This is a genomic window from Paraburkholderia sprentiae WSM5005 (assembly GCF_001865575.2).
GTDB classification, from domain to species: domain Bacteria; phylum Pseudomonadota; class Gammaproteobacteria; order Burkholderiales; family Burkholderiaceae; genus Paraburkholderia; species Paraburkholderia sprentiae.
This window is the reverse complement of sequence record NZ_CP017561.2, coordinates 1,667,783-1,680,198: the sequence shown is the minus strand read 5'-3', so window position 1 is coordinate 1,680,198 and position 12,416 is coordinate 1,667,783. Positions and strand designations below refer to the sequence as shown.

The 12,416-nt window shown below is 65.1% G+C and carries 14 protein-coding genes; 3 read left to right on the top strand and 11 right to left on the bottom strand.

Features of this window, described 5'->3' with window-relative positions; translation table 11 throughout:
* Window positions 1-86: 86 nt before the first annotated feature.
* Window positions 87-449, bottom strand: a complete 363-nt coding sequence (locus BJG93_RS07675) for a hypothetical protein (protein WP_154671822.1) — start codon at window positions 447-449, stop codon at window positions 87-89.
* On the opposite strand from BJG93_RS07675, the gene BJG93_RS07670 reads away from it, so the two are divergent.
* The 3 genes from BJG93_RS07670 (at window position 448) to BJG93_RS07660 (ending at window position 2,430) form a co-directional block, all read left to right on the top strand.
* Entirely contained in the window at window positions 448-744 is a 297-nt protein-coding gene (locus BJG93_RS07670; RefSeq protein ID WP_027197718.1) for a PsiF family protein, read from the top strand. The genes BJG93_RS07675 and BJG93_RS07670 overlap by 2 nt on opposite strands.
* Window positions 745-1,006: 262 nt before the next feature.
* The gene (locus BJG93_RS07665; RefSeq protein ID WP_027197717.1) at window positions 1,007-1,456 is read left to right on the top strand and encodes a hypothetical protein; all 450 of its coding nucleotides are present in this window, start codon (window positions 1,007-1,009) and stop codon (window positions 1,454-1,456) included.
* A 386-nt stretch (window positions 1,457-1,842) separates the two neighbouring features.
* Complete coding sequence (locus BJG93_RS07660) at window positions 1,843-2,430, top strand: BPSL1445 family SYLF domain-containing lipoprotein (RefSeq protein ID WP_027197716.1); 588 nt, start codon at window positions 1,843-1,845, stop codon at window positions 2,428-2,430.
* Window positions 2,431-2,662: 232 nt separating this feature from the next.
* On the opposite strand, the gene BJG93_RS07655 is transcribed toward BJG93_RS07660, so the two are convergent.
* The 10 genes from BJG93_RS07655 to mltG all read right to left on the bottom strand — a co-directional run bounded on the left by BJG93_RS07655 (window position 2,663) and on the right by mltG (window position 12,413).
* A complete protein-coding gene (locus BJG93_RS07655; protein WP_027197714.1) occupies window positions 2,663-3,730 on the bottom strand; it encodes a glycosyltransferase family 4 protein in 1,068 nt (355 codons plus the stop codon).
* 257 nt (window positions 3,731-3,987) lie between these two features.
* The gene (gene otsA, locus BJG93_RS07650; protein ID WP_027197713.1) at window positions 3,988-5,400 is read right to left on the bottom strand and encodes an alpha,alpha-trehalose-phosphate synthase (UDP-forming); all 1,413 of its coding nucleotides are present in this window, start codon (window positions 5,398-5,400) and stop codon (window positions 3,988-3,990) included.
* A gap of 160 nt (window positions 5,401-5,560) precedes the next feature.
* Complete coding sequence (locus BJG93_RS07645; protein WP_027197712.1) at window positions 5,561-6,784, bottom strand: mechanosensitive ion channel family protein; 1,224 nt, start codon at window positions 6,782-6,784, stop codon at window positions 5,561-5,563.
* A gap of 159 nt (window positions 6,785-6,943) precedes the next feature.
* Window positions 6,944-7,300, bottom strand: a complete 357-nt coding sequence (locus BJG93_RS07640; RefSeq protein WP_027197711.1) for a Rap1a/Tai family immunity protein — start codon at window positions 7,298-7,300, stop codon at window positions 6,944-6,946.
* Between the two features lie 191 nt (window positions 7,301-7,491).
* The gene (locus tag BJG93_RS07635; protein ID WP_027197710.1) at window positions 7,492-8,214 is read right to left on the bottom strand and encodes an ankyrin repeat domain-containing protein; all 723 of its coding nucleotides are present in this window, start codon (window positions 8,212-8,214) and stop codon (window positions 7,492-7,494) included.
* A gap of 52 nt (window positions 8,215-8,266) precedes the next feature.
* Window positions 8,267-9,058 carry a TatD family hydrolase gene (locus BJG93_RS07630; protein WP_027197709.1) on the bottom strand — a complete coding sequence of 264 codons (792 nt, stop codon included), beginning with the start codon at window positions 9,056-9,058 and terminating at the stop codon, window positions 8,267-8,269.
* Window positions 9,059-9,087: 29 nt separating this feature from the next.
* Window positions 9,088-9,603, bottom strand: a complete 516-nt coding sequence (locus BJG93_RS07625; RefSeq protein WP_027197708.1) for a GNAT family N-acetyltransferase — start codon at window positions 9,601-9,603, stop codon at window positions 9,088-9,090.
* A 50-nt stretch (window positions 9,604-9,653) separates the two neighbouring features.
* Window positions 9,654-10,688, bottom strand: a complete 1,035-nt coding sequence (locus tag BJG93_RS07620) for a DNA polymerase III subunit delta' (protein ID WP_027197707.1) — start codon at window positions 10,686-10,688, stop codon at window positions 9,654-9,656.
* A gap of 94 nt (window positions 10,689-10,782) precedes the next feature.
* Window positions 10,783-11,403, bottom strand: coding sequence for a dTMP kinase (gene tmk / locus BJG93_RS07615; RefSeq protein ID WP_027197706.1), 621 nt, complete (start codon window positions 11,401-11,403; stop codon window positions 10,783-10,785).
* Window positions 11,403-12,413: an endolytic transglycosylase MltG gene (gene mltG, locus BJG93_RS07610; RefSeq protein WP_027197705.1), complete on the bottom strand. Its 1,011-nt coding sequence runs from the start codon at window positions 12,411-12,413 to the stop codon at window positions 11,403-11,405. The genes tmk and mltG overlap by 1 nt, the downstream gene beginning before the upstream one ends.
* Window positions 12,414-12,416 lie beyond the last annotated feature (3 nt).

The following is a 12,416-nucleotide window of genomic DNA, read 5'->3' as shown; positions in this document are numbered from 1 at the left end:
AGTCTCCTCGCGAGGATGAAGGTCTACATGGAGCGGCTTGCATCGGTTCAGTGGTTCAGCATAACCGCGACGCCCTAATTTAACGCCTATTTTTTATTCAGTTGCATTCGCAGCAATGTGGAAATGCTGATTGCGTGATAGTCATTAAGCCAAACACCTGACATCGCAATTTCGTTCTCCAATCTGCATGAATAAACGCGCCAATTAATCTGCATTGCATAACGACATTCGCGCGCCCGTTCATTCGAGTGTTTCAAACGCCGCAGGCCCGCTTGCTGCCCGCCACTCAGGGAAAACGAGCGCAGACCGCTGTCAACCGGAATGCATTTTCGGCCGTTCTGGCAGACGGCATTTGCCATAATGGATGCGCCGATGGTCCGCTGGATGCCGTCGTCGCTCGCGCGCATGAACGACCAGAAAACGTTTTCACCACCGATGGAGTCTCCCATGAAAATCCAATCCGCTATCGCTACGCTGGTGCTGGGCGCGGTACTCGTATCGCCGGCGTTCGCGCAGAACAGCCAGCAAACCAAAATGGCCGACTGCAACAAGCAGGCCGGCGACAAGAAAGGCGACGAGCGCAAGGCGTTCATGAAAACTTGTCTCGCCGCAAAGCCGGCCGCCGCGGCGCCGATGAGCCAGCAAGACAAGATGAAGGCCTGCAACAAGCAGGCGGCCGACAAGAAGGGCGACGACCGCAAGGCGTTCATGAAGACCTGTCTGTCTTCGGCGCCGGCCCACTGAGCGACAGGCCTGGCGATTCCCCTCGCTGGCGCCGTCCGATCGACGCGGCGCCGGCGCATCGTGCCAGACACGATGCGCATCGATTACATTCTCCCCGCTTCGCAGCTCACCCGCAGTCCACCCACTTCGGGGTCCCCCGCCGGAACGCGCGGTTTTCTTCTATGATGGCTGCGGAGACGGCCCACCCTCATATATAGAACCAATCAACTACGCGGGCCGCCATCTTGTCGTTGGTGCTACTGAGCATCGATCGGAGGCAAGGATGGTATCGAAGCATAAAAACCGCTGGTTAAGGCGGTGGTTGCTGGTCATCATATTCTGGGCCGTACCCGTGGCGATCGTCGCGGTCAACGAGATCCGCGAAGAAATGTCGTACAACGCGGTCGATCTCGACCGCGCGCTGACCACCTGGGATTTCACCGCCGCGCAGCGCGCCGCCGGCGCGCCCGCGCATTGCCACGGCAAGCCCGACGAGGCAAAAGCCGCCGGCTGCCCGGCCGATGTGCTGGCCGCCAACGCGCCGCGCCAGCAGGAGGCGCTCAACGAATACAGCGTGCGCCGCTCGACGCTGTTCTCTTATTTATGGCACGCGTTCGTCGGCTATTGGGTCGTGCCGGCCGCGATCCTGTTCGCGATCGGCATGATCATCGGCATGGTGCGCCGCGCACTGCGGCGCCCGCCCGCGGTCAAAAGTCCTGCTAATCACGGCTGAGCGGCGGCCGCGCAGCTTGCCCGCCGCACCGGTTTGCCGCGCCGGAACGACACTTTCGTTTTCCCTGCCCGGGGTTCGCCGCGCGCGGCAAAAAATCGGTAAAAACCGGCGCATCGCGCGGTCTCGTTGAAGCGTCCACCCCATCGCGGCGCTCGAGGCGTGGTCCGGTTTTCCCCTCGGATCATCGCTCGACGCCTGCTTCGAGACCGCGCGCAGGGCCGGTCAAATTTGCCGACACAGCTCTTGCGATCAGCCTCAAACCCTTGTCCCATAAGGCTTTTCGCGTTGCCATGCAACGCACCGTTTGAACCGGCGTGTGTTATAACTTAAAGGCAACCAGACGACACCACCACGGTTGCGCCCCGGATCCATGACGGAGAAAAACGATGCAAAGACGACACTTCATGTTGAAGACGACCGCTGCGCTTGCTTTCGGAGGCCTCGCACTCGCCGGGTGCACGACCACGGGCAACACGCCGGACAATGCTCATGTCGACGCCTCGAAACGAAAGTCGATCGACGCAAACGTCGACGGCACGATGTCCAAGCTGTTCACGACCGTGCCAGGCTCGCGCGAGCTGGTGTCGAAGGCGCGCGGCGTGCTGGTGTTCCCATCGGTGCTGCAGGCGGGCTTTATCGTCGGCGGCCAGTATGGCGAAGGCGCATTGCGGGTGGGCGGCGCGACGGTCGGCTATTACAGCACCGTGTCGGGCTCGTTCGGCTTGCAGGCGGGTGCGCAGTCGAAGGCGATCATCTTCCTGTTCATGACGCAGGATTCGCTCGACAAATTCCGCAACGCGGACGGCTGGTCGGCCGGCGTCGATGCATCGGTCGCGCTCGTGAAGGTGGGCGCGAACGGCGCCGTCGACACGACCACTGCCACCGCACCGGTGCAGGTTTTCGTGCTGACCAACGCGGGCCTGATGGGCGACGTGTCGCTGCAAGGCACGAAGGTCACGCGGCTGAAGATCTAAGCGCGCTCATCGGCGAACTGCGCTGAGCTCACTGGCGCGCGCAGCAGGACGCGCGCGCAGGCGTTTGCATCCCGATCGCATCGCGGCGAAGGCCGCGCGAAGAGCCCTGCGCGGGTCTTCGCGCGGCCTTGGTGTTGCGTGATGCCGATGCCGCCGCGCGCGCACGAAAAAAAACGGCGCTGCGTATCACGCACCGCCGTCCTTCGCTTCGACGCGCCCCAACGATCGCGCGTCAACTGCCCGACGAATCCACCACCGTGAACCGCGAGCGCTTTTGCGTGCGAATCACCGACTGATACGCCTCCACGTACTGCCGCGCCATCCGGTGCGACGTGAAGCGCTCCTCGAAGCGCCGCCGCACACCCGCGCGCGGCACCTTGTGCAGCCGGTTCACGGCGGCCACCGCGCCGATCTCGTCCTCGACGATAAAACCGGTCACGCCGTCTTCGAGCACTTCGGGCACCGAGCCGCGATTGAACGCGATCACCGGCGTGCCGCACGCCATCGCCTCGATCATCACGAGACCGAACGGCTCCGGCCAGTCGATCGGAAACAGCAGCGCATGCGCGCCGGACAGGAATTCGGCCTTCTGGTGATCGGCAATCTCGCCGATGTACTCGACGTACGGCAGGTCGAGCAACGGCCGGATGTCGCGCTCGAAATATTCGCTGTCGGCCGCATCGACTTTCGCCGCAATGCGGATCGGCATGCCGCAGCGGCCCGCGATGCGGATCGCCGTATCGACGCGCTTTTCCGGCGAAATCCGGCCGAGAAACGCGAGGTACTTCTGCTCGACCGGTTGCGGCGTATAGAGCTGCTCCGGCAGGCCATGATAGACGGTGGTGAGCCAGCGCGCCTGCGGCAGCGGATGACGCTGCGCATTCGAAATCGAGATCACCGGCGCGGTGTTGAAGGTATCGAACACCGGCTGCTGCTCGGGCAGATCGAGCCGGCCGTGCATCGTCGTGACGAACGGCGTCTCCTGCCGCTTGAATACCGAGAACGAGTAGTAATCGAGGTGGAAATGCAGCACGTCGAACGCTTCGGCCTGGCGGCGCACGAGTTCCATCAGCAGCATATGCGGCGCGATGCGGTCGCGAATGCCCGGATCGAGGCGCAGCGCGCGCGGCCATACCGCTTCCAGCTTCGCGCTCGTGACGGAGTCGCCGCTCGCGAACAGCGTCACGTCGTGGCCCTGCTCGACCAGTGCTTCGGTGATGTACGACACGACGCGCTCGGTGCCGCCGTAGAGCTTCGGCGGCACCGATTCGGTCAGCGGGGCGATCTGCGCAATCTTCATATTTGTCTCCGTGATCCGACGGCTGGCGCGCGATGCGCGATGCCGTCGGCGACGCCGAGTATGACAGCGCCATGACGTCGGATCAATGCACGCCGCGCATAAGCGTCGCAGGCATCGTCGCTACCGATCATTATTCCCTGACACCGGCGCAAAAGCCGCAGGTCTTGCAATTGCTCGGTGCTGTTACACGCGACTTACATTCGGCGATACGGCGAGGCGCGGCGGTTCTGGGCGGATGCCGGGCCCTCGTCGCGCGCTCACGTGCGGCTGCCGAACTCGCCCGGCTTGCGCACGGGCATGCTGCGCAGATCCGTCAGGAAGCTGTCGCGCCACACGCCGAGATCGTTCTCGCGCAGCGCCGCCATGTTGACCTCGTGACGCCGCTGGCGCGCGTCGAGCGGCATCTGCAGCGCACGTTGCAAGGCTTCGCACATGCCGATCGCGTCGTGCGGATTGACCAGCAGCGCGCCGGAGAGCTCGGCTGCGGCGCCCGCGAAAATCGACAGCACGAGCACGCCGGGATCGTCGGGATTCTGTGCGGCCACGTACTCCTTCGCGACGAGGTTCATGCCGTCGTGCAGCGGCGTGACGAAGCCAATCTGCGACTCGCGGAACAGCGACATCAGCTTCCAGCGGTCGTACTGCTGGTTCAGATAACGGATCGGCGTGTAATCGAGCCCCGAGTAGCGGCCGTTGATCCGCCCGGCCTCGTATTCGAGATCGTGGCGGATCTTCTGATAGGTCGCGACATCCGAGCGCGTCGGCGGCGCGATCTGCACGAGCGTGACGTTGCCGCGCCATTCCGGCGAGCGTTCGAGCAGCAACTCGAACGCGCGAAAGCGCTCGACCAGTCCTTTCGAATAATCGAGCCGGTCCACGCTCATGATCAGCTTGCGCCCCTCGAGGCTTTGCTTCAGCTCGAGCACGTGCTGGCGGCTTTCGTAGCGCTTGGCCTGCTCGGCGATTTCGTCGGGGAACACGCCGATCCGATAGACGCCGGTGCGCAGCTTGCGCCCGAACGCCTCGACGATGCCGTCCGCCCTCACCGTGCCGCGCGCGTGACGCGTCACGTAGTCGTGGAACGCCTGCTGGTCGGTAGCGGTCTGGAACCCGAGCAGGTCGTAGCACGACAGCGACTTCACGAGCTCCTCGTGCGGCGGAATGTTGAGCAGGATCTGCGGCGCGGGAAACGGAGTATGCAGGAAGAAGCCGATGCGGTTCGTCACGCCCTCGCTGCGCAGCGCTTCGGCGAACGGGATCAGGTGGTAGTCGTGAATCCAGATGATGTCGTCGGCTTCGAGCAGCTTGACCAGCTTGTGCGCGAGCCACGCATTGACGCGCCGGTAGCCCGCGTACTCGTCGCGCTCGTAGCGCGCGAGGTCGTTGCGGTAGTGGAATACCGGCCACAGCGTCGCGTTCGAGAAGCCGCGGTAGTACTGGTCGTAGTCCTTGCGCGTGAGTCCCACGGTCGCGAAGGTCACCGCGCCGTCCTGCTCGAGCGTCGGCCCCGCGTTGGCGACCGTCTCGCTGACCACGTCGCCGCTCCAGCCGAACCAGACGCCGCCCGCATCCTTCAGCGCGCCGAATACGCCGACCGCGAGCCCGCCCGCCGATCCCTTGGTCTCCGTCGGCGTCGCGACGCGATTCGACACGACGATCAATCGGCCCATATCGATCTCCTCCGTAGTCTTGCGGTGCGCCGCGCCGCCTGACGGGGCGTGGCGCGCCCCAGCGCCGCAATGCGCGTGCCCGCGCATCGTTTCGCGCGAGCACGCTCACCGCCTGCGGCTCGCGATACGCGATACGCGATACGCGATACGCGATACGCGGCTAAGCCTGCTCTTTCGCCTTCTGCGCGACCCCGGCGTCGTCAGTGCGGCCGATGCGGCTCGCCACCGGATCGGCTTCGGTATGCGCGGCGGTGCTGCCGGCCGGCGCCTGCCGGCTGCGCGGCAGCCAGTCGCTCGGGCCGGCGCCACTGGTCTCCAGTTCCGCCGACACCTCGGCGCGCGCGCGCGGCAGATATTCCGGGTAATGCCGGTGAACGAAATCGAGCAGCCCTTCGCGCACGCGGCAGCGCAGGTCCCACGCGAGGCCGGAGTCGGGCGCGCTGACGAGCGCGCGCAATTGCATCGCGCGCTCGCTGCAGTCCGTCACCTGTAGCACCTGCACGCGGCGGTCCCACTCGGGAGCGTTCTCGACGATGCGCGCGAGCTCCTCGCGCAGCGGCGCCAGCGGCATCCGGTAATCGACGAACAGGAACACGGTGCCGATGATTTGCGAGCTGCTGCGCGTCCAGTTCGTGAACGGATTTTCGATAAACCATTGCAGCGGCACGATCAGCCGGCGCTGGTCCCACAGCCGCACCGACACGTAAGTGCCGGTGATTTCCTCGATGCGCCCCCACTCGTTCTGGATCACGACGACGTCGTCGAGGCGGATCGGCTGCGACAGCGCGATCTGCAAACCGGCGATCAGGTTGCCGAGCACCGGCCGCGCCGCGATACCGGCGACCAGACCGGCGACACCGGCCGACGCCAGCAGGCTCGCGCCGATCTGCCGCACGTTCGGCAAGGTCATCAGCGCGCCGCCCACCCCGATGATCACGATCACGATCATCACCGAGCGTGCAAGCACGCGCGCCTGCGTATGGATGCGGCGCGCCTGCAGGTTATCGGCGGCATCGAGCGGATGGGCGCGGATGATCGCTTCGCCGATCGCCGCGGCCGAGCGCACCGACAGCCACGTGAGCGCGGCGATCAGCGCGATGCCGGTGACGTCGCGCATGAGTTCGATGAAGTTGAGGGTATCGGGCGCCTCGGACCAGACCCACGCGAACACGAGGATCACGAGGGCGCACAGCGAAGGCTTGTCGATGTAGCGCAGCACGACGCTCGTCACCGCATGCGGCCGCGCGAGACGCATCACGATGCGCGCGCCGAAGCGGTGAATGCCGATGACCACGACCGTCACGATGGCCGTCACGATCAGCGCGCCGAACCACGTATGCAGCGGCGCGGCGGCCACGCGGTAGAAGTCGTCGATAGTCGGCATAACGGGCATCTTCCTCCGGACTCGATGAGCGGCGGCGCGCCTGCGGGACTACTGATATCCGAGGGGCTCGCCCCCAGCCGGAGCGATGACCTCGACACCCGCGGCGCACGACGGCGCCTGGGCGTTACAACGGGTTCTCCGATGCGCGGCGGTGATCGATCAGCCGCCGCTCTTGCACGGAAACGCCTTGCCGAGTCCCAGCGAAATCGCCGTGCTCGCGTTGTAGCTCGCGGCATTCGGGTTCTCGGCGATGTACTTGCGCACCGCGTCGGTCAACTGCGCCGAGCGCGCGTCCGGCGGCAGGCAGAAGTACTGACCGACACGCGGACCGGTGGTGCCGCCGATCGCGTCGATCGTGTTGAAGATACCGTCGGCCGCGCCTTCGATGTAGGCCGCGCAGGCGCTACGCGACGCCACGTCCGTCTTGGTGCACAGCTTGTTGAGGTCGCCTCCCGTAAACGCGGCTGCCGAAAGCGGCAAGGCAAGCGCGCCGGCGAAAATCAAAGCCCGCAGCATGGTGTTCCTTTCCAGGGTTGTTTATCACGCGGTCTTTCTGCCGCGTCCGGACGGCGCGCCATGCGGCGCGCCGAAGTCGTCATTCTGCACTGTTTTACGCGGCGGCAGCAGGCCAGTTGCCGCGCACAGCGGACACAACGGCGGCAAAACGGCACCGCCTCGCGGGCGCACCGCACCGCCTGCCGTCAGCGTCATTGCTTCTGCTGCTGCATGCGCGCCGTGAGTCCTTCGACGACGTCCGGTTCCTTGTAGGTCTTCGCGAAATCGAGCGCGGTCATGCCGATCTGGTTTTTCACCGACAGGTCCGCGCCGTTGTCGAGCAGCAGCTTGACGGTCGACACGTGGCCGCCGCGCGCGGCCATCATCAGCGGCGTGGTGCCGTTGGGCGAACCCGCGTCGACGTAGGCCGAGTGATCGAGCAGCACCTTGACGATGTCGTCGTGGCCATTCGCGGCCGCGTAGTGCAGCGGCGCCCAGCCCTTCTTGTTGACTTCGGCGTCCTTCGCGATCAGCAGATTCACGAAGTTCAGGTCGCCCACCAGCGACGCCATCATCAGCGCGTTTTCGCCGGCCTTGTCCTGAATCTCGACGTCGGTCTTCGGGTTCGCGAGCAGCGCGGCCGCGACCTTGTCCGATTTCTCGCGCGCGGCGATCACGAGGAGCGGCATGCCCTGATTGTCGATGCTGTTCGGGTCCATGCCTTTCGCGAGCAGCTTGTTGACGCCGTCGACGTCGTCGAACTTGACCGCCTTGATCAGCGAGTCGATCGGCGCCGCATGCGCGGGCACCGCGACCAGCGCCGCGCACACGAGCGCGGCGGCGCACGCGAGACGGCGCGCCGGCGCGAGAGCCCGGGCGGCCGGCCCGGCGGACAGCGGTTGCAAATCAGCGGAAGACGTCGAAAATTTTTTCATATAGTACTTTAGGAAACTTTCCTATCCATTTGATGTTATTCGGCTTTCTCGATCAGATTCCGACCGGTGCGGCGATTCCGAACAGCCTGAAGAAGTTTTGTGTCGTGGCGGCGGCCAGCGCCTCGTCCGGCATCTCGCGTTGCTGCGCGATGAAGCGTCCGACATAACTGACATACGCAGGTTCATTCGGTTTGCCGCGATACGGCACGGGCGCCAGGTACGGCGAGTCGGTTTCGATCAGCAAACGCTCGAGCGGCACGCGGCGCGCGACCTCCTGCACGTCGGTCGCGTTCTTGAACGTGACGATGCCCGACAGCGAAATGTAAAAATTCTGCGCGAGCGCCTGCTCGGCGATGGCCCACGGCTCGGTGAAGCAATGCATGACGCCGCCCGGCTCGCCCGCGCGCTCCTCGGCCATGATGCGCAACGTATCTTCCGACGACGAACGCGTGTGGATGATCAGCGGCTTGTTCGTCGCGTGCGCGGCGCGGATGTGCGTGCGAAAGCGCTCGCGCTGCCACTCCATGTCGGCGATCGAGCGGCCTTCGAGGCGGTAGTAGTCGAGCCCGGTTTCGCCGATCGCGACGACCTTCGGATGCCCGGCCAGTTCGACCAGCTCAGCCACGCTCGGCTCGCGCATGTGCTCATGATCGGGATGCACGCCGACCGACGCGTACACGTTGTCATAGCGGCTGGCGATGTCCAGCACCGATGGCAGCGTTTCGAGATCCACCGAGACGCACAGCGCGTGCGAGACCGAATGGCTGCGCATGTTCTCGAGCAGTTGCGGCAGACGGTCAGCGAGTCCTTCGAAGTTGATATGGCAGTGCGAATCGACAAACATGGTCAGGTCCTGCGAAAAAAAGCTTGCGCTCAATTGGCGTGCGCGAGGCGCTTGCCGAGAATCACCAGATCGCGCTCGACGCCGTCCAGCACCGCCACCCGCGGCAGCGTGCCCCATGCGTCGAAGCCGAAGCCGCGGAACAGCCGCACGCTCGCTTCATTGTGACCGAATACGAAGCCGAGCACGGTGTCGATGCCCAGACCGGGCGCCGCGTCGAGCGATGCGGCCAGCAGTTGCTTGCCGAGCCCTTGGCCGCGCGCGCTTTCGTCGAGATAGATGCTGACTTCGGCGGTGCGCTGATAGGCCGGCCGGCCATAAAAATCGGAAAAGCTGAGCCACGCGATCACGCGGCCTGCCTGGTTCGGATCCTCGACCACCCACAGCGGTCGCTTGTGCGGGACGTGCGCGTGAAACCATGCATGCCGGCTTTCGACGCTGACCGGTTCGAGGTCCGCGGTGACGCGGCGCGACGCGATCGTCGAATTGTAGATGGCGACGATCGCGGGCAGATCGTCGAGCGTGGCATCGCGGTAGGAAAGGCTCATGGTGAGATGGCTTGGATGAGAAAAGACGGAAAGGCTTCCCGGCTGCGGGCTCACGCAAACAGCGCGCGATAGCCGATGAACAGTTCCTCGAACACGAGCCGCGCGTTCAGCGGATGGTTTTCGACGGCGCGCTGGCGCGTGACGGTGCGCAAAAAACGCGCGAATGCATGCGCGTCGGCCTGCGCGGCGCAGCGCGCGAGCGCGGCCGAGGCCTGCGGAAAATAGCGCGGCGCGCCGGCGGTGCGCTGCGCGAGCAGGTCGTACGTCCAGCGCTGCAGCCAGCCGAGCACGAGCGGCACCGGCAGCTTCTGCAGCGCCTCGCCGCACGCGAATGCGTCGCACCCGGCGCCGGCCGCGAGCTGCTTGATCGTCCAGTCGCGCAGCGGACGGTTTTCGTCGCTGGCGAGCGCGAGCGCGGCGAGCGGCGCGCCGCCCGCTTCGGCAAGCAGCGCGGCGGCATCGCCGACGCCTTGCGCGGCGAGCCATTGCGCCGCGGTGTCAGGCGCGGGCACGCTCATGGGCCATTGACGGCAGCGGCTGATGATGGTCGGCAGCAAACGGTCGATGCGCGCTGACACCATCAGGAACACGACGCCCGCGGGCGGCTCTTCGAGCGTCTTCAACAATGCATTGGCGGCCGCGACGTTAAGCGCCTCGGCCGGATACACCACCACCACGCGCGCGCCGCCGCGATGCGAACCGACGCCGACGAAGTCGAGCAGGCCGCGGATTTGTTCGATCTTGATTTCCTTGCTCGGCGCGCGGGTCTTCTTGCCTTCGTCGCCATCGGCTTTGTCGTCGGCGCCGTTCGTCGCGTTCGCCGGACCGGCTTCCCCGGCGAGCGCCTCCGGCACGACGATACGGTAGTCGGGATGATTGCCCTGGGCGAACCAGTTGCAGGCCACGCACGCGCCGCACGGCCCGCCGTTCGGCTGCGGCGCCTCGCACAGCAGACCTTGCGCGAGGTGCTGCGCGAAGCGCAGTTTGCCGATGCCCGCCTGGCCGTGCAGCAACAACGCGTGCGGCCAGTGGGCGCGCAGTTGCTGCAGGCGGTTCCAGTCATCGGCTTGCCACGGATAGATCATCGTTTATCTTTTGGATCAAAAGGATCAGCGTGTTGTTTCAGATATTGCACGAACTTCGAGCGCCGGCATAACAACAGCTTATATTGCTTTGAAATCAGAGCGTTGCAATCAATTCCTCAAGCTGCTTCTGGATTCGCACGATGCTCTGCGAAGAGTCGATGATAGCGAATCGATACGGCGCTTCGTCGGCACGGCGCATGTATTCCGCACGCGTGCGCTCGAAAAACGCTTCAGACTCGCTCTCAAAACGATCAGGATTGCGCGCCGCGTTGCGCCGCTCGTTCGCGATAGCCGGCGGCAAGTCGAACAGCACGGTCAAGTCGGGTTGGAAACCGCCTTGCACCCAGCGCTCGAGCGCCTCCAGCTTGTCGCGCGGCAAGCCGCGGCCGCCGCCCTGGTATGCAAAAGTGGCGTCGGTGAAACGGTCGGACAGCACCCAGTCGCCGCGCGCGAGAGCCGGCTCGATCACCTCGGCCAGATGCTGGCGGCGCAACGCGAACATCAATAGCGCCTCGGTTTCGAGGTCCATCTTCTGGTGCAGCACGATCTCGCGGATCTGCTCGCCAAGCGGCGTGCCGCCCGGCTCGCGCGTCATCACGACCGAGCGGCCGCTCGGCGCGAGCCTGACCTCGAGCCGTTCGCGGAACCAGGCCAGATGGGTGGTCTTGCCCGCGCCGTCGATGCCTTCAAACGTAATGAATTTGCCGCGCGCCATCATTGCCCTCGAATGTATTTGTCCACGGCCTTGTTGTGTTCGCCGAGGGTGTCAGAAAAGATGCTGCTGCCGTCGCCGCGCGACACGAAGTACAGCGCGTTGGTCTGCGCCGGGTTCATCGCCGCCTGCAGCGACGCGACGCTCGGCAGCGAGATCGGCGTCGGCGGCAAGCCCATGCGGGTGTAGGTATTGTAGGGAGTGTCGGTCTGCAGGTCTTTCTTCCTGATGTGGCCGGTGTAGCTCTCGCCCATCCCGTAGATCACCGTCGGGTCCGTCTGCAGCGGCATGCCCGCGCGCAGACGGTTGGCGAACACCGCGGCGACGAGCGCCCGGTCGGACGGCTTGCCGGTTTCCTTTTCGATGATCGACGCCATCGTCAGCGCGTCGTACGGGGTTTTGTATGGCAGGTTCGGCGCGCGCGCGAGCCACGCCTCATCGAGACGCACGCGCATCAGCCGGTACGCGCGGCGGTAGATGTCGAGGTCGCTCGTGCCCTTGTCGAACAGGTAGGTATCCGGGAAGAAGAGCCCTTCGCCGTTGCCGATCGACGCCTCGGGCGCGCCGATCGCACTCATCAGGTCGGCGTCGCTCATGCCGAGCGTATCGTGCTTGAGCGCGGGATTCGCGTCCAGCTCGGCGCGCATATGCTTGAAGGTCCAGCCTTCGATGACCGTCGCCACATATTCGTTGACGTCGCCGCGCGCAATTTTCTGCAGCACCTCGTAGGGCGTGATGCCGCTTTTGAACTCGTAATTGCCGGACTTCAGCTCGCTTTGTAGGCCGAGCACCCGCGTCATCGCGATGAACAGCTCGGGCTCGACCGGCACGCCGCCGCGATTGAGCTGCAGCGCGACGCTGCGCAAACTGCTGTGCGGCTTGACGGTGACGTCGAGTTGCGCCGGGGTCAATTCGAGCGGGCGGGTGGCCCAGTGATATGCAGCGGCGATGGCCGCCGCGGCCAGCACAACGACAAGCGCGCCGGCGACGAAACTTTTCTTCAGAAGGGACACGAC